Origin of the sequence: Paenibacillus sp. AK121, assembly GCF_019042715.1 — a bacterium.
Lineage (GTDB): Bacteria > Bacillota > Bacilli > Paenibacillales > Paenibacillaceae > Paenibacillus > Paenibacillus polymyxa_C.
In genome coordinates this window covers 70,169-92,523 of the sequence record NZ_JAHPJM010000001.1, presented here as the reverse complement: position 1 = coordinate 92,523, position 22,355 = coordinate 70,169, and the positions used below count along the sequence as shown (strand labels likewise).

The following is a 22,355-nucleotide window of genomic DNA, read 5'->3' as shown; positions in this document are numbered from 1 at the left end:
GGCATTATACCTGCATAATTCTTCTTAATATGGCCGATAACAATAGAAATTAGTCGAAAAAACACTGTTGTAAATCTACACAATTTTATAGTGATGCTCTCTTCTAAGTCTGAGCAAACAACGTAAATACGTCTTCTAAAAGACAACAAAAAATAGCCGCTATGTCAGGTCATAGCGACTATTTTATACAAAAACTGAGCGGACTAACGATGCTCTTATTTAATTCAATATCCATATAAAAAATCAGAAATAAAGCGCTATTATTTCATGCTGTATTGCTCATTATTGCTCATCCGAAATCAACTGCTCGTACTGCTCCGCAGACAGCAACTTGCCCAGAGCTTCCTCGACATCATTGCTCATCTCTACTTCGATCATCCACCCCTCTTCATAGGGTGATTCATTCACCAACTCAGGTGTACTTTCCAGAGCTTCATTTACTTTCAAAACGGTTCCCGTCACCGGAGCAAAAAGATCGGATACGGTCTTCACCGATTCAATTGTACCAATCTCCGTCCCCTGTCCAATCGTTGTTCCCGCCCCAGGTAATTCCACAAAAACAATATCACCCAATTGATGCTGTGCAAAGTCTGTAATGCCGATCCGCAACGTCCCATCCACTGTGCGCTGAACCCACTCATGTTCGTCTGTATACCAAAGTTGCTGTTTCACTTCACTCATCCTGCTTCGCCTCACTTCCACATGAATAAAATGCTTTTGATCACCTGTATTAGACAAGTTAAGATTATGACAACAAGAACACCCATGTCAATAATACTAACAAAACTACTCCATACCAACTCATATAGCGCAGTCTATAAAAAAATGATAACTTGTAACAAACGCTTACATATCCTTATTTATACAATAAATGTTTTCCATATTGTTTTATATGACATTTTTATTGACATTTTGAATGGATTTGCGTATTAATGGGTTATAGTAATTGCTTTGAAAATACCTCGACAACTGCAAACGCGGATGAACGCGGAGGGAGAGACTACCAAAAATATTCGCATCGCTGTTGTCGTTTGTGAGACAGTTGGGCACGCGAATCGGATCAAGTTGTTATCTGCAAAGCCGGTTAACATACCGTTGATCCAAAAGGTAGCGCCGAAGGAGTAAACTTGCATTGCAGGTGAATCTCTCAGGCAAAAGGACCTCTGCCGGACGCATCTCTGGAGAGCATCCGTGAAAAGAGCGGATCACCCAAGGGGAAACCTGGTTCACACCGGGGTAACTTTCTGGTATCAAGGACAGAGCTGAAAGAAGAGTATGGACTGCCGTCTATACGTTTCTTTTAGCCTGTCTTTTTTGTTTAGCCGATTACACTGGATAGGAGTGGAAAAATGTCTAATTTGCGAAGAACACCACTATATTCGTCCTACGGGACGCAGCCCGGGGTTCGTTGTATTGACTTTGGCGGGTGGGAACTCCCCGTTCAGTTTAGCGGCATTCAAAAGGAGCATGAGGCCGTCCGACAACGTGCAGGTTTATTCGATGTATCGCATATGGGCGAGTTCTTGGTTGAAGGCAAAGAAGCTGAGGCTTTTTTGCAACAGGTAACCACAAATGATGTCAGCCAGTTGGAACCGGGCCAAGCACAATATTCACTCCTGTGTTACCCCGATGGAGGCGTAGTCGATGACTTGCTTGTATATTGCAAAGGACCAGAGCGCTACATGCTCGTTGTGAATGCCTCCAACATCGACAAAGATTGGGATTGGCTCATACGCCACGTACCAGCATCGGTTCATCTGGAGAATGTGTCTGATGCGATAGCATTGTTGGCATTACAAGGACCGGAAGCAGCACGTATTACCGCAGCCGTGACAGATACAGATATTACGAATCTGGCATCTTTCCGATTCCATGAGAACGTGCAATTGTTCGGAGCAAAAGCACTTGTCTCGCGAACTGGATATACCGGTGAAGACGGTTTTGAATTTTATATCCCTGCTGAGGAAGCACCCGCCGTGTGGGATGGTTTGCTTCGTTGCGGTGAATCGTATGGACTGATTCCCGCTGGACTTGGTGCTCGCGATACGCTGCGCTTCGAGGCACGGCTACCGTTGTACGGACAGGAGTTATCTGCCACAATTTCACCGCTTGAGGCTGGGTTAGGTTTCTTCGTCAAGCTAAATAAAGGAGATTTTATCGGCAGGGAAGCACTGCAACGTCAAAAAGAACAAGGAATTCCTCGCAAGTTAATCGGGCTGGAAATGATTGACCGCGGTATCCCGCGCGCTCATTATCCGGTGTTCGCTGAAGGTCAACACATCGGTGAGGTCACAACGGGTACTCAATCGCCCACCTTGAAGCGTAATCTGGGGCTGGCCCTGGTGGACAGTCGTTTTAGCACCCTATCGACACCGCTGGAGGTCGAAATTCGTGGTAAACGCCTGCGTGCGGAAGTGGTCCCAGCCCCCTTTTATAAACGGCTACGCTGATCTTAATCCTCTTCATTCTAAAAAAGCGATCATGTCAGATATAAAATTCTGGATTTTCCAATTAAGACTATGTATTAGCTAATTTACTATCTAAATTTTGCTTTTCGAAAGGAGCCAGAACCTATGAAGCAGCATCGCTATCTCCCCATGACCGAACAAGACCAAACCGAAATGCTGCGTGTGGTGGGCGTATCATCCATTGATGATTTATTCAGTGACATTCCAGAGGCTATTCGATACCAAGGGGAACTCCCTCTTTCCTCTCGGCTCGACGAAAGAGCCTTAACTCGCCACATGGCCGAGCTAGCCGGACACAACGCCAATGCAGATACACATGCTAGCTTTCTTGGTGCAGGTATTTATGATCATCATATTCCATCCGTTATCCAACACATCACCTCACGTTCCGAATTTTACACAGCCTACACCCCCTATCAGCCGGAAGTAAGCCAGGGCGAGCTGCAAGCCATTTTTGAATTCCAGTCGTATATTTGCGAATTGACAGGTATGGCGGTAGCTAATGCCAGCATGTACGATGGGGCTACAGCTCTGGCGGAAGCGGGCTCATTGGCCGCTTCCGCCACGCGTCGTAAACAAATTATCGTATCAAGGTCTGTCCATCCAGAGGCACGTCAGGTATTGGCAGCCTATGCACGCGGATTGGATTTGGACATTGTGGAAATCGGCTGTTCGGATGGCGTAACGGATGTCGATGCGCTAGCCACGGCCGTATCGGAACAGACGGCGGCTGTTTTGATCCAAAATCCCAACTTTTTCGGAGCCGTGGAAAATCTGAAGCCGATGGCTGACCTCATCCATGCGCATCAAGGGCTTATGGTTGTTAGTGCCAATCCACTGGCACTAGGCTTGCTAGAGACCCCTGGTAAGCAAGGCGCGGATATTGTTGTAGGAGACGCGCAGCCACTTGGGATCTCATCCTCCCTCGGTGGTCCGACCTGCGGTTATTTTGCCGTTTCCCAGGCGCATATGCGCCGTATCCCTGGACGTATCGTAGGCCAAACCACAGATCGTAACGGCAAACGCGGCTTCGTGCTGACCTTGCAAGCGCGGGAACAGCATATCCGCCGCGAAAAGGCCACGTCTAACATTTGCTCCAATCAAGCGTTGCTCGCTTTATCTGCATCTGTATATTTGTCTGTCATGGGTAGACAGGGGATCAAGGAAGTAGCCGAGCTAAATTTGCATAAAAGCCGTTATGCGTTAGAGCAATTGCTGAGCTTGAAAGGTGTATCTACCTCGTTTAACGCACCAACCTTTAATGAGTTTGCCCTTAAACTGCCTGAGGGTACAGATATGAGCAAACTCCAGGCCGAGCTGCTAGCTGCCGGATTTATCGCTGGCTACGATTTGGGCCGGGACTATGAGGAACTTGCTGGTCACATGCTGATTGCCGTGACGGAGCAAAGAACCAAAGAAGAGATTGACCAATTTGTACACACCTTGGGGGGATTGCTATGACACACACCGGACAGGATCAGAAACAAGAACTGTTAAAGGAACACGATCAAACGCTCATTTTTGAATTGAGCCGTCCGGGTCGCATCGCTTATTCCCTTCCTGAGTGCGATGTTCCCCGTCGTCCGGTGGCAGAGCTTTTGCCGGATTATGCGCTGCGCAGCGAACCTGCGGCATTACCCGAGGTATACGAAGTAGATGTTATTCGCCATTATACCGCCCTGTCCCAGCGCAATTTTGGCGTCGACAACGGATTTTATCCGCTTGGCTCGTGTACGATGAAATACAATCCGAAGGTGAATGAGGATGTTGCCCGTTACGCAGGCTTTGCTAAAATTCACCCATATCAGCCGGAATATAGCATCCAGGGGGCTATGGAGCTGCTGCATACGCTCCAAAATGATCTGGCTGCGTTGACCGGCATGGATGCCGTCACGCTTCAGCCCGCTGCTGGCGCCCATGGCGAATGGACCGGGCTGATGATGATCCGCTCTTACCACGAAGCACGTGGCGAGCGACGTACCAAGGTGCTCGTGCCGGATTCATCGCACGGAACGAACCCCGCCAGTGCAACCGTCGCGGGTTTCGAGACAATCACCCTTCCCTCCACCCCAGAGGGGCTGGTGGATCTGGATGCGCTGCGTCAAGCCGTAGGCAACGACACCGCTGCGCTCATGCTGACCAATCCGAACACGCTTGGTCTGTTCGAGAAGCAAATCACTGATATTGCCGCAATTGTGCATGACGCAGGTGGCCTGCTCTACTATGACGGCGCAAATTCCAATGCTATCATGGGGATTACCCGCCCTGGGGATATGGGCTTTGATGTGGTGCATCTCAATTTGCACAAAACGATGAGTACTCCGCACGGTGGAGGGGGCCCCGGCGCTGGACCCGTCGGCGTAAAGCAGCGACTGATTTCCTTTCTGCCCAAGCCGCTTGTCGTACGTGATCCGCAGGGTATGTACCGCTGGGATCGAGAGCAGGGAGATTCTATTGGGCGGGTCAAAGCCTTTTATGGCAACTTCGGCATTCTCGTCCGTGCCTATGCCTATATCCGTAGCTACGGCCCTGATGGCTTGAAGCGAGTGTCCGAATGTGCTGTACTCAATGCCAACTACATGATGCATCGGCTGGCTCCGTATTTTGACCTGCCTTATCCCGGGCATTGTAAACACGAATTTGTCATGTCGGGGCGAGGCTTGAAGAAGTTTGGAGTGCGCACGCTTGATGTAGCCAAACGGTTGCTTGATTTCGGTTACCATCCACCTACCATTTATTTTCCGCTGAATGTAGAGGAATGCATCATGATCGAGCCGACGGAAACAGAAAGTAAAGAGACGCTTGATGCTTTTGTCGACACTATGATTCATATTGCGCGCGAAGCCGAGGAGAACCCTGAGCTGGTGCTCAATGCCCCCTATACCACTCCAGTCACGCGCCTGGATGAAACCACTGCAGCCCGTAAACCTGTGCTGAATTGCGCATGTAGTTAAGATTAAATTCAACCCAACAATTCAAAGCATACAAAAAAGCCGGTATCTGTTGAGATACCGGCTGCTGTATGTATACAGCAATTTTTGTTGGAAAAAGATATAACCTTTGAAAAATGTGATACCCTTCCTTATGCTTCGATGCTTTGAACCAATTCAACAACCTGCTCAGCTGTTTGCATATCCAGAGCTTTTGTAGCCAATTTCTCCATGTCCGCACGGGACAACTTAGAGATTTGACTACGTGCTGGCAGAATGGAAGTTGCGCTCATGCTGAACTCATCAAGTCCCAGACCCAGCAGCAACGGAATTGCTGTGGTGTCTCCTGCCATTTCACCACACATACCAACCCAACGTCCTTCACGGTGAGCGGCATCAATAACCATTTTCACCAGACGCAAAATGGATGGGTTATATGGTTGATACAGGTAAGAAACTCGTTCGTTCATACGATCTGCTGCCATGGTGTATTGAATCAGATCGTTAGTACCGATACTAAAGAAATCCACTTCTTTTGCGAATTGGTCAGCCAATACCGCTGTGGAAGGAATTTCTACCATGATGCCCAGCTGAATTTCTTCAGACACGGATACACCCTCGGCTACCAACTTTTCTTTTTCCTCCAACAAAACAGCTTTAGCTTCACGGAATTCGTTCAGCGTAGCAATCATTGGGAACATAATGCGCAGGTTACCGTGTACACTTGCACGCAACAAAGCACGCAATTGAGTACGGAAGATATCCTGGCGATCCAGACACAGACGAATAGCACGGAATCCGAGGAACGGATTCATTTCTTTCGGCAGATCCAGATAAGGAAGTTCTTTATCTCCACCGATGTCCAAAGTACGGACTACAACCGGTTTGCCTTCCATTCTTTCCAGAACCGTTTTGTAAGCTGTGTACTGTACATCTTCGGATGGGAGCTTGTCGCGTCCCATGTACAAGAATTCCGTACGGTACAAGCCAACGCCTTCTCCACCGTTGTCCAGAACACCAGCTACATCGTTAGGCGTACCAATATTGGCTGCCAGTTCGACATGGACACCATCAACGGAAACCGTAGCTTCGCCACGCAGCTTACGCCACTCTTCGCGTTGCTTGTCATATGCCACCTGTTTAGCGCGGTATTCCGCAATGATTTCTTCGGTAGGATTCACGAATACATGACCATCCAGACCATCGACGATAATCAAATCGCCGCTTTTAGCTTGAGACAATATATTTTTCGTTCCTACAACAGCAGGAATTTCTAATGAACGAGCCATAATAGCCGAGTGCGAAGTGCGTCCACCGATGTTCGTTGCAAAGCCTTTAACAAATTCACGGTTCAGCTGAGCTGTGTCGGAAGGTGTCAAATCTTCTGCAAGTACAATCGTTTCTTCGGCAATTTCTGCAGGACTGACAAAATGAACACCAAGCAGATGATTAAGCACCCGTTTGGTTACATCACGCATGTCCGATGCGCGTTCTTGCAAATATGCACTTTTCATGTTTTCAAACATGGAAACAAACTGTGTAGCTACTTCATTCAAAGCATAGTCAGCATTGAGCTGCTCGTCTCTGATTTTAGCTTTAACCGGATCGATCAATTCAGGATCATTCAGGATGAGCAAGTGAGATGCAAAAATTTCTGCTTTTTTCTCACCCAGTTCCCGAAGCGTTTTCTCCTTAATCGATTCCAATTCGGTTTGAGATTCTGCCAAAGCCGCATCCAATCTTGCGATTTCAGCTTCAACATCACCAACCGCGCGTCTCTCTACAGCGTAATTCGGATGCTCCAAGATAAACGCCCGGGCAATGGCTATGCCTGCCGAAGCGGCAATCCCGGAAATTTTAAGCATGAACTTCGCCCAGCCCTTCGTTAACGATTACATTTTCAAGAGCTTTCAATGCTTCAGCAGCTTCAGCGCCTTCGCAGATAATGTTAATAGTATCCCCTTGTTCCAGACCCAGAGACAATACACCCAGAATGGATTTCAAAGTTACTTTTTTACCGTTAGCTTCGGCGAAAGATTCAGCACCGCTGAATTTGTTAGCTGTATTTACCAGCGCAGTTGCAGGACGTGCATGGATACCGTCTTCATCCGTGATTCTAAAAGTTGTTTGCATAATTTGTTCCTCCCACTTTCCTAAAGATAATATTTGTTTACACGCAGTATACCGGGCAGATGACCAGGCGGCTTAAGCCGCCTATTCAACTAATCCGAAACACATAGAGTTTATTTTATCGTAATTATACCATCTTCGCCAGCCTTCAATACTCCAGTTTTATTTAAAGTTACCGAAGAACCTTCTGGAAGGTTGGTAAAAATGACAGGTGAGATGATCGATTTAGCGTTGGCCTTCACATATTCCAGGTCTACTTTCATGATCGGTTGGCCGGCTGACACAAGATCGCCTTCGTTCACCAAAACGTCAAATCCTTGACCTTTAAGCTTCACAGTATTCACCCCGATATGAACAAGCACTTCTTTACCACCATCGGATTGAATACCAACCGCATGCTTGCTTGGGAATACATTGAATACTTTACCATAGACAGGAGAAACAATTGTTCCATCATTAGGCACAACTGCAAAGCCATCACCTGTCATACGTTCTGCAAATACTGGATCGGGAACTGTCGAAATGTCAACCAATTCGCCGTTAACTGGCATCACGATATCTTCCACAACAATCGTTTGCTTTTGTTCTCCGGCTTCCTTTTCCTCTTGTGGAGCTGGTTCTGAAGGCGCAGGTGCAGGTGTACGTCCTGCCATGATATCAGCCATTTGAGTTTTAATGGTGTCAGAACGGGTACCGAAGATCGCCTGTACATTGTTACCCACTTCCAGGACACCTGAGGCGCCAAGTTGTTTCAGACGAGCTTTGTCAACGTTTGATTTCTCATTAACTTCAATCCGAAGACGTGTAATACATGCATCCAGATGCTTGATATTCGATGAACCACCGAAAGCAGCCAAAATGTTATGTGGAAGCTCATCACTGCTACCGCTTGCTGCACCATCCACATTTTCTGTAGCTTCTTCACGTCCTGGTGTCTTCAAGTTGAATTTCCGTATAATGAATCGGAATCCGAAGTAGTAAATAACCGCCAAAATCAGACCGACGATAATTACATACCACCATGGCGTACGGGTTGGAATAATCCCGAAAATCAGGAAGTCAATAAATCCACCAGAGAACGTCATGCCGATTTTAACATTCAAAATTTGCATCGTCATGAATGACAAACCTGCAAATACACAGTGTACTGCAAACAGCAATGGAGCTACGAACAGGAAGGAAAATTCCAGTGGCTCCGTAATACCTGTCAGGAACGAAGTCAAGGCTGCTGAACCCATGATACCTGCTACATATTTTTTGTGTTCTGGTCTTGCTTCATGATACATCGCAAGTGCTGCAGCTGGTAATCCGAACATCATGAATGGGAATTTACCTACTTGGAACGTACTTGCTGTCAGTGCCACGCCGTCGCGAAGCTGACTAAAGAAGATTTGCTGGTCACCGTGAACGGTTTGACCTGCTTTGTTAACATATTCACCAAACTCAAACCAGAACGGTGAGTACCAGATGTGATGCAGACCAAATGGAATGAGCGCACGTTCGATAACCCCGAACAGGAACGCCGACAAGGTCGGGTTGGAATACACCATAAAGTGAGATACTGCGTTAAGCCCTTGCTGAACTGGAGGCCAGATCAGAACCAGTGCCAGTCCAACAATCAGTGAAGATACTGCCGTTGCAATTGGAACGAAGCGCTTACCCGCGAAAAAGCCCAGGTACGAAGGAAGCTCGATTTTGAAAAATCGGTTGTACATAGCAGCGGCCAGTATACCGATGATAATCCCGCCGAACACCCCGGTTTGCAGTGTAGGAATACCCAACACATTCGCATAACCCGGTATTTTTTGAGCAATCAGACCAGGTGTGACTCCCACAGCTGTACCCAGCGTAATGTTCATTACGAGGTAACCGATGATCGCAGCCAAACCTGCTACACCTTCGCCGCCCGCCAAACCGACGGCTACGCCGACTGCAAACAACAGCGCCAAATTATCAAAAACGATTTGTCCGGCGTTCATCATGATGGTCGCTACTGATTGAACCCAGCCCGCATTTAATGCAGGGATGTACTGGAGAAAATCAGGATTGACCAGCATGTTGCCGATACCCAATAAAAGCCCCGCAGCTGGCAAAATAGCTACTGGAAGCATTAACGCTTTACCGACACGCTGTAAAACGCCGAAAAGCTTTTTAAACATACCATCCACTTCCTTCTCTGAAATTTAGAACAGAGGTAAAACAACAAAAAAGGCATGAGCCGATTTAAGTATGTTTGAACACAACCTTGGGATATAGCTTACCCCACTAGGCTGTAAACAATCATAACTTAAAACAACTCATGCCTGATCGAATCAGTAACACGTTAAAATGTTTAGTTGTTGTCTTCCTCATTGCAAAATTGATTATAGCACCACGCTAAATGCGAGGCAATACTTTTTTATTCGGGCTTTATCACGGTTTGTTGCTCTCCCTGCTTGCGTTGGGACAAACGCTGCAGATGCATCGTCAAATAGCTAACTTCAGCTGGATACACCGGTTTACGTAACCTTTTCTCCATAATCTTCGTAAGTTTCCAGGCCAGCATATACATTTCTGGATATTCTTCATTCAAAAGCTTGTCCAATCGGTAAATCTCCTGCACAATCTCTCCTCGTCGTACACGTTCAATCGCAAATCTCAGATGAGTCAGCAGACGGGAATAATCAAGGGATTGGAGAGGAATTCGGTAATCCAGTGTCGTCTCGACCACCTGAACCATGTCAGCAATCAGACGAGAATCCTTCCTAACCTCGGAGATATGTTGGTTCGTCATAGCACTATAAATATGCAGAGCTACGAATCCGATTTCATCTTCTCCCAGATCCACGTCCATCTTATCCTTGATCAAAGCAACAGCCTGCTCAGCCATCTTGTATTCCTGAGGATATATTTCCCTAGTTTCATACAAGAACGGATTATGAATCGTAATCCCCTGTTTATGACGGTTGATGGAGAAGGCAATATGGTCAGTTAAAGCAATTAGTATGTGCTCATTAAGAGGCTTTTTGGCTTGAAGCTGAACAAGATGAAGCACCTCACCGATGACCTCAATGAGCTTTTCATCCAGCTCAGGAAGCAATCGTTTGTATTGCTCCTGCTCTTCATGGCTTTTTAATATAAATAATTTTTCAACTGAATCCAACGGCATTAGATCGCCGGGTTTGCGATTGAAACCGATTCCTTTTCCAATCACGACAACCTCATCATGCTCGGGATGCATCCCTATAATCACATTGTTATTCAGCGCTTTGGCCACTTTTAGGCTGCTCACATCCGCACCTCTTTTATCAGAACCTTGATCCTAAGAATTATAGCATGAAGCTCAGAGGAATCCACGTTAAAGTACCAAATATTCCGCTAAAGGTCAATAAAAAGAAAACGCTTTTCATCACAATTTCCAGGAAATGCTGTGATGAAAAGCGGTCTTTTGGGGGCTGAGAATCTGTTCCCCAAAGGCTTATCGTTATTCTTTATCCGTTAGTGCCATCTCAACCGAGGCTGGATTGTGTAGCTTGTTCGCATCACCGGAGGACGGTACGGAATGAAGACCATTTTTTCCAATGGTTAGTCCCTTGATCAACTGCTCTACATCAATACCGGATACACTCTTAAGCATCTCGGGAGCCGTCGCCATCAGTTCGGTGACATAATTGCTGACACGCGTTGCTCCTTCCCCTTTACCCGTATCCACAACAGTCAGTTTATCAATGGATGCAATCGGTTCGGCAATGCGTCCTGCCAGATCCGGCAGCATTTTCACGATAATATCGAGCACGGCAGCCTCTCCAAACTTCTGGAACGCCTCCGCCAGTTTTTCCTTGGCCTCAGCTTCCGCGAGACCACGCAAACGGATGACATCTGCATCGGCTGTACCTTTGGCCCGTTCTGCATCCGCTTCTGCTTGCCCGTTTAGACGTTTTTGTTCAGCTGACGCTTTAGCCTGTGTTTCAATCGAGTATTGCAGCGATTCCGCCTCACGCATTTTACGCGATTTGTCGGCTTCCGCCGCTTGTTCTACTGCATACCGATCGGCTTCCGCCTTCTTTTTCACTTCCGCATCATATTGCTTTTCACGTACCTGTATTTCCTTGGCTTGAATATCAATCTCCCGTTCCTTACGTACCAACTCAACTTTCATCTGTTCCTCGACAGCAGTCTGCTTAGCACGGGCCTCCTGAATGTGATAAGCCTGATCGGCTTCTGCCCTGGCTGTATCCTGTTCTTTCTTAAACGAAGCCACCTTCAATTCCTTCTCCTTGGCCGCCTCGGCAATATTCGTATCCCGCAACAGTTCGGCCTTCTGTCCTTCCTGTTCTGCTCGTGCCTTCTGAATTCGGGCATCCCGCACTGCCTCGGCTTCTGCAATCTCTGCATCCCTTTTCACAGCAGCAATTCTCGGCTTACCGAGCGCATCCAGATACCCATGTTTATCGCGTACGTCTTTGATAGTGAATGAAACGATTTGCAAGCCCATCTTTTTCAGATCGCGCGCAGCCACGCCCTGTACTTCCTGCGCAAACCGATCCCGATTACGGTATACTTCCTCTACTGTCATGGAGCCGAGAATTGCCCGCAAATGTCCTTCCAGCACTTCTTGAGCCTCTCCCCTAAGAGCTTCCAGTGGCTTTCCGATGAACTGTTCGGCTGCTGTGGCTACATCCTCAATAGAACTGCCGACCTTGATAATCGCCACACCATCCGCAATCACGGGCACTCCTTGCTCTGTATATACTTCCGGTGTGGTTACATCCAATTTGTGAGACAACAAAGAGATAAATTCGGACTGCTGGAAAATAGGCCAAATGAAGGCGCCCCCACCACGTACAATTTTAATCTTGCGACCAGATTCATCCTCGGAAATATTTTTATTTCCCAGAAAAGAACCTGTCACAATCATTCCTTCATCCGGTCCTACCGTTTTGTAACGGGCCCAAAAAGCAATCCCTAATATGACGATAACAATGACAACAATTCCAGGGACCAACACAATATCTTGCAAATTTGACACTCCCGATCACGCTCCCTTCAAGTTAAGCGAATGCGCCGTCTATGTGTCCAGGTACGCTACGCGGACGACGCCCTCTGCGACCTCAACCACGACAATACGGGTTCCCGCAGCTAGCGGTTTGTGATCAAAGCTAGATGCTGTATGTATGGTGTTGCCTGCACCCAAGCGGATCATAACTTCCCCGTAACCAACCTCAGGTACAGGAATGGTAACCTCACCGATTCTGCCAGTTAGTTCACGCATCGAGAAGCCGCTGGATACCTCTGAATTCGCCATGGGCTTGATAAATGCAAAAAACACTAGCACTCCAATAACAAGTGCAATCCCTAAAGCTAGCACAACAACCCAGCCCATGGTCAGCCCAGTATACTTTGTCAGTAGTACTCCAGCCCCGCCAAAAGCAGTCATAGCCCCAAGTAGAACTACAGGTCTGAACCAATCAAGGCCCGGCAACTCTAACGCCCCATCCAGCCAGCTACCGAGTACATCCCCGATCAACACACTAACCACAGTAAAGATTGCGCCTCCTGCCAACAACCACCAAAATAAGGTTTCCATGCGACTCCTCCTTCCATGTACTTTTCAGTCTGGTTTCCAGTCTATAACTATGTTTACGTATTCAACCTTAAAAAGTTTCAAAATTTACCTCCAATATTCCAAATTAAACCCAAAAAAGCACGTTCGTACGTCTAATGACGCACAAACGTGCCTATTATGATCCAAATGCTGTTTACAGGGATGCTTTGTAAATTTCGACTACATCTTCGCGATTGAGCTTGTTAAAGCCTCCGAAAGGTCCGAATTTCACAGCTTTATCAGCCATTACATCAATTTTGGACGCATCAATATCATAATCAGCCAGACGGCTTGGCGCACCAATCGAGTTCCAGAAATCACGCAATGCTTGAATACCTTCCAGCGCTACTTCTTCGTCACTCTTGCCTTCTGGGTTCACATGGAACACATTCACAGCCAGCTGTTTGAAACGTTCAGGCTTCACATGCAAGTTATGTTTCATCCAGTTCGGGAACAGAATAGCCAGTCCTCCACCATGCGGAATATCATAAACAGCAGACACAGCATGCTCAATATTGTGAGTAGCCCAGTCACCTGTCAGCCCCATGTTCAGGAAGCCGTTCAGTGCCATCGTACCACAATACATAATCGTTTCACGCAGCTCGTAGTTTTCCAGATCGTTGACCAGTCCCGGAGCCGCATCTATGACCGTACGCAAAATCGTTTCACACCAGCCCAGTTGAACCGGAGTATTGGATTCCAAATGAAAATAATGCTCGAGCGTATGTGACATCATATCCACAATTCCGTAAACCGTTTGATTTTGTGGCAGAGAGTATGTGTTCACCGGATCAAGAATGGAAAACGCAGGAAACGCATGTACACTGCCCCATCCCAATTTTTCCTGAGTTTTTTCGTTTGTAATAACAGAACCTGCGTTCATTTCAGAACCGGTTGCCGCCATGGTCAGAACCGTACCTAATGGCAAGGCTGCTTGTGGAGCCGCTTTACGCTCTGCAAAATCCCACATGTCGCCATCATATTTTGCACCGACAGCAATAGCTTTGGAGCAATCCAGTACACTACCACCGCCTACAGCCAGTACAAGATCAATTTGATTTGTTTTACACAATTCAACGCCTTTATGTACCGTAGACAAACGAGGATTCGGTTCTACACCAGCCAGTTCTGTTACCTCTGCACCAATTTCACCAAGCAATTTTATTACATTATCGTACAAACCGCTGCGCTTAATGCTGCCGCCGCCATATACAAGCAGTACACGTTTACCGTATTTAGGAACTTCACGCTTGAGAGCCTCCAATTGTCCTTTACCAAAGATCAATTGTGTAGGATTATAAAATTCGAATGCTTTCATCGCAAACGCTCGCCTCCAATATTTCTAAAGTTTAATGTTAAGAAACTACTCTATTATAACCTTTATGGTTACAGGAAACAAATTGCTTTGTTTTCAGAAAAAAAACCATACTCCTTAAGGAGTATGGTTATATTTCACATCTTGGGAGGGTTCTCGTATTGTATTATGTGGCAACACAAGCTACTTTATTCTCCCAAGGTATATCCCAATTGTTTCATAAAACGGCCAAACGCTTGCTGACCGGATGGATTCCGTTTATACACTCCTGCGTGCTCTAAAATTTCACTGAATTTCAGTCCGACCTCATTTTGCACGGCACGGACAGCCGTCTCTTTGTCAGACAGACGACCAAACCGGGTATTCAACTGGTAAATCCAGTCTGCATGCTTAAACAGTGGATGTCCTTCTTGCTGCATAGCCACAGCCAATTCATCGTTCCCACACAAAATATCAGCAATTCCATCCAGTTCATCCTTGAGTCGCCCTGGTAATATGGCAAGCCCCATCACTTCGATTAGACCGATATTTTCCTTTTTGATATGATGCATCTCGCGATGGGGATGAAAAATACCTTCAGGGTATTCTTCACTCGTTCGATTGTTGCGCAGTACGAGATCCATCTGATATCTTCCTTCGGAATCCCGTCGCACAATCGGAGTTACTGTATTATGCGGAATCGTTTCCCCCTCCAGCTCGGTATGAGAGAGAACGTCTACCGATGGATCACTATAACCTTTCCAGGCTTCAAAAGCAGCATTCCCCGCCTCCAACAATGCCTCGGCATCTGTTGACGTAAAACGAATGACCGACATTGGCCAGTTTACAATACCTGCCGTAACCTGCGGAAATGCTTCATTATGGTATACGCCGTCCACACCCGCTTTTTCAATTGGGAATGTATGACGACCACCCTGAAAATGATCATGAGTCAGGATCGACCCTCCGACAATGGGCAGATCCGCATTAGAGCCAATGAAATAATGCGGAAACGCTTTCGTAAAGGCCAGCAACCGCCGTAGCGTATCCTTTGTAAGCTTCATGGGTACATGATCATGATGGAACACAATGCAATGCTCGTTGTAATACACATAAGGTGAATATTGAAAAAACCACGTTTCCCCATTCAATTCTACCGGAATGATACGCAAATTTTGACGGGAAGGATGATTTACCCTCCCCGCGTATCCAACGTTTTCACGGCACAATTGACATTTGGGATAAACAGGCGGCGGCAAAAGCTTCGCCATTGCAATTTCCTTAGGACTCTTTTCTGGCTTGGACAAATTAATCGTAATTTCCATATCTCCGTAAGGTGTTGACTGATTCCAGTACACATTGCTGGCTACCCGATCCATACGAATGTAGTTCGAATCAATGGATAATTGATAAAAAGCATCTGTAGCCGCTTCTATACCACGTTCAGCCTCCGTTTGATGAAAGTCACGAATGACTTCAGACGGTCTCGCCATTAGCTGCCCCATGATTTTGGAATCCAGCAAATCACGATACGTATCCGTGTTTTCAGGGATAAGCCCTATGGCAAAACCATAATCTATCAATACATTAAGCACAGGCTGGAGAGCTTCGGGGGCAATAATGCCCCCTGCTTCCCCACCGGAATAAGGCTCCGAAAACCCGAACTGCTCTAATAACAGATTACGGCTGTAATCTCTATCTTGCAGACCGATCAAGTTCTTCTTTTGTGCGAATGCAACCAGTTGTTCCACCGCATATAGAGCCGATTGCTGTACAGTTTCGTCGATGTCATGGGCCAAGTGCCGGGAAAGTTCCCGGCCTTGGTCTTTATCTACGGATTGGCGCTCGCTCATATGTCATCGTCTCCCGTCTATTCGTCGCCGTAGCCTTGAGGGTGTGACTGATGCCATCCCCATGCTCCGCTAATAATATCCTCCAGTTGGGTACGTTTTGGGCTCCAGCCCAGCACCGAACGAGCCTTGTCAGAAGAGGCAACCAATATTGCTGGATCGCCTGCACGGCGGGGTTCTGTAACAACTGGAATGTCGAGCCCAGTGACCTTGCGTGCCGTTTCAATAACTTCCTTTACAGAGAAGCCCTGCCCGTTGCCCAGATTAAATATGTTGCTGTCATTACCTTCACGCAAGTAATTCACTGCGCGCACATGAGCATCCGCCAAATCACTTACATGAATGTAATCACGGACACACGTTCCGTCCGGTGTCGCATAATCCTCACCAAATACAGCGATATGTGGACGCTGTTTTAATGCTGTCTGGAGCACCAATGGGATCAGATGGCTTTCTGGACGGTGATCTTCACCGATCTTGCCACTCTCATGCGCACCAGCCGCATTAAAATACCGTAAAGATACGTATTTGATGCCTAATACTTTATCAAACCAGGACATCATGCGCTCCATCATCAGCTTTGTTTCACCATATACGTTGGTTGGCTCTGTACGGTCACCTTCTTCAATCGGCACCTTTTCCGGTTCGCCGTAGGTAGCCGCAGTCGAGGAAAATACGATCTTGCTTACGCCAGCATCTTTCATCGCCTCCAGTAAGCTCAACGTACCAAATACGTTGTTGTCATAATACTTTCCAGGATTTTGCATGCTTTCCCCAACCAGCGAGTTGGCTGCAAAATGAATAACTGCGTCGATATTATTTTCAGAGAACAGTTTGGATAGAAGTTCTTTATCCCTCAAATCGCCTTCATACAACTTGCCTCCAAGCAATGCTCCTTTGTGTCCGGTTTGCAAGTTATCCAGCACAACAACTTCTTCTCCCAAATCCAACAATTCTGCTACGGTATGTGAACCAATATATCCAGCTCCACCTGTGACTAAAATGGCCATGTTATTCGTCCTCCTTCAGTTCTTTAACTCCGTCCCCTGCCTTGCATACATAAAAGCTGGCTTCCAGCCCTGTACGGGTCTGATAAGCTTCACCGACTTCCTTTACAAAACGATCCACATCATCCTCATGAACCAATGAAACCGTACAACCTCCAAACCCAGCCCCTGTCATGCGAGCACCCAGCGTGCCAGGAATGCGTCGTGCTTCTTCGACCATAACATCCAGCTCAGTGCAGCTGACCTCATACAAGTCACGTAATGAATCGTGAGAAGCGTTCATTAACTGACCGAAAGCTGCAAGTTCATTCGCCGCGAGAGCTTCGACAGAGGCCAGCACACGAGCGTTTTCCTCCACCACATGCTGTGCCCGGCGACGGACTGTTTCATCAGCAATATGATGCTGAAGCTCTCCAAACCGAGCCTCATCCAGCTGTGCGAGGTATTCCAGTGACGGCTCCTGCTGCTGCAAAATGGACAGTGCTTCCGCACATTGACTGCGACGCTCGTTATAGGCTGAATCCACCAAACCGCGGCGCTTATTCGTATTGCCGATCACAAGCTTATAAGCTCCTGTGCGGAATGGCACTTTACGGTACTCCAGCGTATCGCACATCAGCAGGATTGCATGATCAGCCGCTCCGTTCGCTACAGCGAACTGGTCCATAATGCCGCAATTGACACCCACGTAATTGTTTTCTGCCCGCTGGGACAACAAAGCGATTTCGACTGTGTCGGTTTTCTGCTTTTCGGTAGTCAGGAAAGCGTAGCCTGTCACGACCTCAATCGAGGCTGAGGAGGATAATCCGGCTCCGTTCGGTATTTCTCCATGATAGAGCAGGTCGTATCCGCTAGACGGATAAACACCCTTTTCAGCCAACTCCACCAGTACACCCACCGGATAGTCCACCCACTCATCCGTTTTGCTTTTTCCTATTTCTCCGCGGGGGATAGACACTTCATACGACAGGTTTGTCGAAGCAAAATGAATTTGATCATCATTGCGTGCACGAAGAATCAACGTCGTACCAAATTCCAGCGCAGCCGGGAGTACATAACCACCATTATAGTCGATATGCTCTCCAATGAGATTGACACGGCCAGGTGCATGAAATATCAGCAGTTCATTGCTGCTTTCACCATATTTTTCAATAAAATGTTTCTTTAATTCAGTAGAGTTCATACCCGCTTCCACCTCATTCACCGTTAGTAAAAGTCTCCCTGATTTCCCTGTAATATCTTAATCAGGTTGACATCTCTTATGATTTCAGTATAAATGAAAGCGTCACACAATGTAATGCATCCATGTGTTTAAGCTATGGATAAATGTGACTTGGACATGTACAATGTAAGTATACCGCATCCACTAAACTATTCACAAATGCAGGAAGGATGACCCTATTTTGCAAGCGCATTCATATAGTTATGCTGTCGCCTCTAATCCGGTGTTTTATGAAAATAGCCCGCTGCATGTGCTTTTTGCAGGAGAGAGCCAGACCAAATCCGGTCATGCCGTAGGGCCGAAAATCTATGATTATTATCTGCTTCACTTTGTAGAGTCGGGCAAAGGCATCTTTCGAACAGAACAGCACACATATCAGCTTAAAAAAAACGATTTTTTCCTTATTCATCCCGGTCAGCTGGTGAGCTACACCTCTGATGAAGAGGAACCGTGGCGTTATCGTTGGTCTGCCTTTACCGGACACCATACGGAGCAGGTGGTGCAGGAGGCAGGACTGCGTGTTCATCAGCCTGTTTTCCATGCTGCTGATCAAAGTCCCATTCCTGGTTATCTGGAGCAAATGCAATTGGCCTTTTACAGCAGAAAATCTAGTTCTCATCTTTCAGCCTTGGGCTATTTGTACCTGATTATGGGAGAAGCAAGCAATTACCTGAGTGACTGGACTGATCCATCTGGGGCGGATTCGCAAATTCGACGTACAGTCAAGCAGATGGTTCAATACATGTCCACTCAGTACGCACACCCCGTTTCCATTGAGCAAATGTCTGAAGGACTTGGTTATAACCGTGCATACTTATCACGGATATTCAAAAAGGAAACGGGCATCTCCCCCGTCACCTATCTGCTTAAGCTACGGATCGACAAATCACGTCAACTGCTGCGCGAACGTCCTGAGCTGTCGGTTGAACAAGTGGCTGCATCTGTAGGATTAACCGATGCTCTATATTTCTCACGTCAATTCAAACGCTTCTGTGGGCAGTCTCCAACCGAGTACCGAAGCAAGGTTAAGCAGTATCCACAGTCGTAAAGTAAGCTTTAAGAGGCTTTACGAAGCTGCTGCTTCCAACAGACGGTTGATCTTCTTTTACAGGGGATGCTGGACAGGGCATTGGTTTCCCCTGCTCCCAGCCATAACGCAAACAGCCCGCATCCTTCAAATGGATGCGGGCTGTTAAGTATATATTTATAAGAGAATGTGAAATTAGGCCGATAACTCTGGAGTATCTTTTGTCATTAAGCTGTGCCGCCGTCTTGTCCGTTCCCGGCATTTAGAATCGAATCAATCCGATCCAACTCCTCCTGTGAAAACTCCAGATTGGATAAAGCTTCAACATTTTCTTCGATTTGGCTTACACGGCTAGCCCCAATCAGGACAGAGGTCAGACGTTCACCGCGTAGAGCCCATGCCAGTGAGAATTGAGCCAAACTTTGTCCACGTGCAGCAGCCATCTGATTCAAGGCGCGCACCTTGCGCAGAGTTTCGGGCGTCACATGGTTTTCATTCAGGAATACCGATGTGCTTGCCGCACGTGAATCCTGGGGAATTCCGTTCAAATATTTATTGGTCAGCAGTCCCTGAGCCAGTGGACAAAAGGCAATGCTACCTATCCCGTTTTCGTCCAGTACATCTTGTAATCCATTTTCAATCCAGCGGTCAAGCAGAGAGTATCTCGGCTGATGGATTAACATCGGTGTTCCAAGCTCCTTCAAAATGCGAGCTGCTTCTGCCGTTTGCTCTGCACTATAATTAGACACGCCCACATATAGCGCTTTGCCGGAACGTACGATATGATCCAGTGCTCCCATCGTTTCTTCCAGCGGCGTATTCGGATCGAAGCGGTGAGAGTAGAATATATCGACATAGTCCAGTCCCAATCGCTTCAGACTCTGATCCAGACTGGATATCATATACTTACGAGATCCCCAGTCACCATAAGGACCTGCCCACATATGGTAGCCTGCTTTGGTTGAGATGACCAATTCATCCCGGTACGGTTTCATATCACTGGCTAACACTTGTCCGAAAAATTCCTCAGCTGAACCTGCAGGAGGACCATAGTTATTAGCTAAATCAAAATGCGTAATGCCCAGATCAAAGGAGCGAGTAATCATGCTGCGACCATTCTCCGCGTTGTTAATCCCGCCAAAATTGTGCCACAAGCCTAGCGAAATAGCGGGCAGTTTAAGACCCGATCTCCCTGTACGGTTATATTTCATACTTTCATAACGATCTTCGCCAGCTAAATAAACCATGCTATCACAGCCTCTCTCGAAACATTGTTATGTCCATTACAACCATCATCATAGCGCTTTTATCCGGGCGTTGACAAGAAAACGATTACAAGCCCAATTGATGAGCAAGTTTTTCCATAACTTTACCGATCGGTTCAGTGATCAAAAGATCCGCCTTGTGATCATACGAGGTGGGGTCTGTATTCAGCAGCACTGTATGTTTACCATGAAAATAAGTAATCAAGCCCGCCGCAGGATGAACTGTCAGTGACGTTCCTCCAATTAACAGCAGATCTGCTTGAGAAATGGCCTGAATGGATTGAATAAGGGTATCCTGATTCAACTCTTCCTCATATAAAACGACATCCGGTTTGATAATCCCTCCATCTACCGGACATTTAGGTACAACCTCGGAACTGTTCATCACTTCATTTAGCCCGTAAAAGCGGCCGCATTCCATACAGTAGTTGCGATGTACCGAGCCGTGAAGCTCCAGTACATTTCTACTGCCTGCAGCCTGATGTAATCCGTCAATGTTTTGCGTCACAACCGCTTTAAGACGGCCTTGCTTTTCCAAAGACGCGAGAAAATGATGACAGCCGTTCGGCTTCGCATCGGGATGCAGCATTTTGCTGCGATAGAAATCGAAGAATACTTCAGGATGCTTCACAAAAAAAGAGCGGCTAAGCATAACCTCAGGAGAGTAGGGCAATTTTTCCTCACTCTGATACAAGCCTGCTGCCGAACGAAAATCTGGAATACCACTTTCCGTTGATGTCCCTGCTCCGCCGAAAAAAACAATATTCTGTGATTGCTGTATCCATTCCGCCAATGTATTAACTTTCATGCTCTACGCACCTCCAGCTCTTCATATCCACGAACCACCTTATCCGCATCCAGCAAATGACTGGAACGTTCCGATGCCGGCGCAAATCCAATGGCTAGCCGTACTCCGGCACGCTTGCCCATCTGCATATCCCCATTACTGTCTCCGATCACTACCACGTCCGCCGGCGACAGTCCTAGTAACGCGCAAGCTGTTTCAGCCATTTCCGGATCAGGCTTGCCGTATGTAACCCTATCATGTCCGATGATCTCGTCAAAATAGGATGTCAGCCCCATCCACTCCAAATGCTCTTGTGCAGCCTCTGTACTGTCAGAGGTCACAACCGCCAGCTTCATTCCGGCATGGCGACTTTGCTCCAATAAGGTCCGTAACCCCGGAAACACCTTCGCTGCCCGATGTCGGCGGACGTCAGCCATCGCTGTTTTATTAAATTCGCGGACAAGCCGCACAGCTTCATTCCACGGAACACCAGCAGTATAAAGCTGCCAAGCCAGTACACCCGTACTTTCGTCCACCGTTCCCATTGCCAGCGGGCCAGAAGGATCGTAACCGATCACATGACCCTCCCGATCGTGAACAGTACCTAGAACGTCGCCTTTTTCCATTGTAAAACCGGCTCCCGCCACGGCAAGATGCTGCTCCATCATATCCAGTATAGAACGAGCCCAGGGGCCCCACAACTGAATAAAATCCAGCAGCGTGCCATCTTTATCGAATAAGATGCCACGGCATGGGTATCGCTTCCCCTGCACGATCAGCTCAGACATGCA

The 22,355-nt window shown here is 47.2% G+C and carries 18 protein-coding genes and 2 riboswitches; of the genes, 4 read left to right on the top strand and 14 right to left on the bottom strand.

Annotation, left to right across the window (positions count from 1 at the left end):
- Positions 1-282: 282 nt before the first annotated feature.
- A complete protein-coding gene (gcvH, locus tag KSP24_RS00400) occupies positions 283-681 on the bottom strand; it encodes a glycine cleavage system protein GcvH (RefSeq protein WP_040103084.1) in 399 nt (132 codons plus the stop codon).
- A 389-nt stretch (positions 682-1,070) separates the two neighbouring features.
- Positions 1,071-1,171, top strand: a riboswitch (glycine riboswitch).
- A gap of 2 nt (positions 1,172-1,173) precedes the next feature.
- A riboswitch (glycine riboswitch) is annotated at positions 1,174-1,270 on the top strand.
- 79 nt (positions 1,271-1,349) lie between these two features.
- On the opposite strand from gcvH, the gene gcvT reads away from it, so the two are divergent.
- The 3 genes from gcvT (at position 1,350) to gcvPB (ending at position 5,422) form a co-directional block, all read left to right on the top strand.
- Entirely contained in the window at positions 1,350-2,450 is a 1,101-nt protein-coding gene (gene gcvT, locus KSP24_RS00395; protein ID WP_216974183.1) for a glycine cleavage system aminomethyltransferase GcvT, read from the top strand.
- A gap of 123 nt (positions 2,451-2,573) precedes the next feature.
- Entirely contained in the window at positions 2,574-3,929 is a 1,356-nt protein-coding gene (gene gcvPA, locus KSP24_RS00390) for an aminomethyl-transferring glycine dehydrogenase subunit GcvPA (RefSeq protein ID WP_216974182.1), read from the top strand.
- Positions 3,926-5,422, top strand: a complete 1,497-nt coding sequence (gene gcvPB, locus KSP24_RS00385; RefSeq protein ID WP_216974181.1) for an aminomethyl-transferring glycine dehydrogenase subunit GcvPB — start codon at positions 3,926-3,928, stop codon at positions 5,420-5,422. Before gcvPA ends, gcvPB begins: the two co-directional genes overlap by 4 nt.
- Before the next feature lie 128 nt (positions 5,423-5,550).
- On the opposite strand, the gene ptsP is transcribed toward gcvPB, so the two are convergent.
- The 10 genes from ptsP to KSP24_RS00335 form a co-directional block, all read right to left on the bottom strand.
- Positions 5,551-7,263 carry a phosphoenolpyruvate--protein phosphotransferase gene (gene ptsP, locus KSP24_RS00380; protein WP_216974180.1) on the bottom strand — a complete coding sequence of 571 codons (1,713 nt, stop codon included), beginning with the start codon at positions 7,261-7,263 and terminating at the stop codon, positions 5,551-5,553.
- Complete coding sequence (locus KSP24_RS00375) at positions 7,256-7,531, bottom strand: HPr family phosphocarrier protein (protein WP_013372579.1); 276 nt, start codon at positions 7,529-7,531, stop codon at positions 7,256-7,258. The genes ptsP and KSP24_RS00375 overlap by 8 nt, the downstream gene beginning before the upstream one ends.
- A 110-nt stretch (positions 7,532-7,641) precedes the next feature.
- A complete protein-coding gene (gene ptsG, locus KSP24_RS00370) occupies positions 7,642-9,687 on the bottom strand; it encodes a glucose-specific PTS transporter subunit IIBC (protein WP_025676128.1) in 2,046 nt (681 codons plus the stop codon).
- A 239-nt stretch (positions 9,688-9,926) separates the two neighbouring features.
- Entirely contained in the window at positions 9,927-10,799 is an 873-nt protein-coding gene (glcT, locus tag KSP24_RS00365) for a glucose PTS transporter transcription antiterminator GlcT (protein WP_013372581.1), read from the bottom strand.
- Between the two features lie 192 nt (positions 10,800-10,991).
- Positions 10,992-12,527, bottom strand: a complete 1,536-nt coding sequence (locus KSP24_RS00360) for a flotillin lipid rafts scaffold protein FloT (RefSeq protein ID WP_064961879.1) — start codon at positions 12,525-12,527, stop codon at positions 10,992-10,994.
- Positions 12,528-12,575: 48 nt separating this feature from the next.
- Entirely contained in the window at positions 12,576-13,094 is a 519-nt protein-coding gene (locus tag KSP24_RS00355; protein WP_013372583.1) for an NfeD family membrane protein, read from the bottom strand.
- A gap of 172 nt (positions 13,095-13,266) precedes the next feature.
- The gene (locus KSP24_RS00350) at positions 13,267-14,430 is read right to left on the bottom strand and encodes an iron-containing alcohol dehydrogenase (RefSeq protein ID WP_058830104.1); all 1,164 of its coding nucleotides are present in this window, start codon (positions 14,428-14,430) and stop codon (positions 13,267-13,269) included.
- Positions 14,431-14,615: 185 nt separating this feature from the next.
- Positions 14,616-16,259 (bottom strand): UDP-glucose--hexose-1-phosphate uridylyltransferase, encoded by a 1,644-nt coding sequence (locus tag KSP24_RS00345; RefSeq protein WP_216974179.1) that lies wholly within the window; start codon positions 16,257-16,259, stop codon positions 14,616-14,618.
- A gap of 17 nt (positions 16,260-16,276) precedes the next feature.
- Entirely contained in the window at positions 16,277-17,266 is a 990-nt protein-coding gene (gene galE, locus KSP24_RS00340; protein WP_013372586.1) for a UDP-glucose 4-epimerase GalE, read from the bottom strand.
- Between the two features lies 1 nt (position 17,267).
- Positions 17,268-18,446 (bottom strand): galactokinase, encoded by a 1,179-nt coding sequence (locus tag KSP24_RS00335; protein WP_025676131.1) that lies wholly within the window; start codon positions 18,444-18,446, stop codon positions 17,268-17,270.
- Positions 18,447-18,666: 220 nt separating this feature from the next.
- Here KSP24_RS00335 and KSP24_RS00330 point away from each other — a divergent pair, with 220 nt between their 5' ends.
- On the top strand, positions 18,667-19,533 hold the full coding sequence (locus KSP24_RS00330) for an AraC family transcriptional regulator (RefSeq protein ID WP_025676132.1): 867 nt from the start codon (positions 18,667-18,669) through the stop codon (positions 19,531-19,533).
- 206 nt (positions 19,534-19,739) lie between these two features.
- Here KSP24_RS00330 and mgrA read toward each other — a convergent pair whose 3' ends face one another.
- The 3 genes from mgrA to KSP24_RS00315 form a co-directional block, all read right to left on the bottom strand.
- Positions 19,740-20,759 (bottom strand): L-glyceraldehyde 3-phosphate reductase, encoded by a 1,020-nt coding sequence (gene mgrA / locus KSP24_RS00325; RefSeq protein ID WP_216974178.1) that lies wholly within the window; start codon positions 20,757-20,759, stop codon positions 19,740-19,742.
- A gap of 85 nt (positions 20,760-20,844) precedes the next feature.
- Positions 20,845-21,585 (bottom strand): NAD-dependent protein deacylase, encoded by a 741-nt coding sequence (locus KSP24_RS00320; protein ID WP_040103078.1) that lies wholly within the window; start codon positions 21,583-21,585, stop codon positions 20,845-20,847.
- Positions 21,582-22,352 carry an HAD family hydrolase gene (locus KSP24_RS00315; RefSeq protein ID WP_040103077.1) on the bottom strand — a complete coding sequence of 257 codons (771 nt, stop codon included), beginning with the start codon at positions 22,350-22,352 and terminating at the stop codon, positions 21,582-21,584. Before KSP24_RS00315 ends, KSP24_RS00320 begins: the two co-directional genes overlap by 4 nt.
- Between the last annotated feature and the right edge of the window lie 3 nt (positions 22,353-22,355).

Coding starts and splice junctions, on each gene's coding strand:
- ptsP (WP_216974180.1), bottom strand. CDS start 7,263: ATGCTTAAAATTTCCGGGATTGCCGCTTCGGCAGGCATAGCCATTGCC.
- KSP24_RS00355 (WP_013372583.1), bottom strand. CDS start 13,094: ATGGAAACCTTATTTTGGTGGTTGTTGGCAGGAGGCGCAATCTTTACT.
- KSP24_RS00350 (WP_058830104.1), bottom strand. CDS start 14,430: ATGAAAGCATTCGAATTTTATAATCCTACACAATTGATCTTTGGTAAA.
- gcvPA (WP_216974182.1), top strand. CDS start 2,574: ATGAAGCAGCATCGCTATCTCCCCATGACCGAACAAGACCAAACCGAA.
- KSP24_RS00345 (WP_216974179.1), bottom strand. CDS start 16,259: ATGAGCGAGCGCCAATCCGTAGATAAAGACCAAGGCCGGGAACTTTCC.
- KSP24_RS00315 (WP_040103077.1), bottom strand. CDS start 22,352: ATGTCTGAGCTGATCGTGCAGGGGAAGCGATACCCATGCCGTGGCATC.
- KSP24_RS00375 (WP_013372579.1), bottom strand. CDS start 7,531: ATGCAAACAACTTTTAGAATCACGGATGAAGACGGTATCCATGCACGT.
- gcvPB (WP_216974181.1), top strand. CDS start 3,926: ATGACACACACCGGACAGGATCAGAAACAAGAACTGTTAAAGGAACAC.
- KSP24_RS00335 (WP_025676131.1), bottom strand. CDS start 18,446: ATGAACTCTACTGAATTAAAGAAACATTTTATTGAAAAATATGGTGAA.
- KSP24_RS00320 (WP_040103078.1), bottom strand. CDS start 21,585: ATGAAAGTTAATACATTGGCGGAATGGATACAGCAATCACAGAATATT.
- galE (WP_013372586.1), bottom strand. CDS start 17,266: ATGGCCATTTTAGTCACAGGTGGAGCTGGATATATTGGTTCACATACC.
- ptsG (WP_025676128.1), bottom strand. CDS start 9,687: ATGTTTAAAAAGCTTTTCGGCGTTTTACAGCGTGTCGGTAAAGCGTTA.
- mgrA (WP_216974178.1), bottom strand. CDS start 20,759: ATGGTTTATTTAGCTGGCGAAGATCGTTATGAAAGTATGAAATATAAC.
- gcvT (WP_216974183.1), top strand. CDS start 1,350: ATGTCTAATTTGCGAAGAACACCACTATATTCGTCCTACGGGACGCAG.
- gcvH (WP_040103084.1), bottom strand. CDS start 681: ATGAGTGAAGTGAAACAGCAACTTTGGTATACAGACGAACATGAGTGG.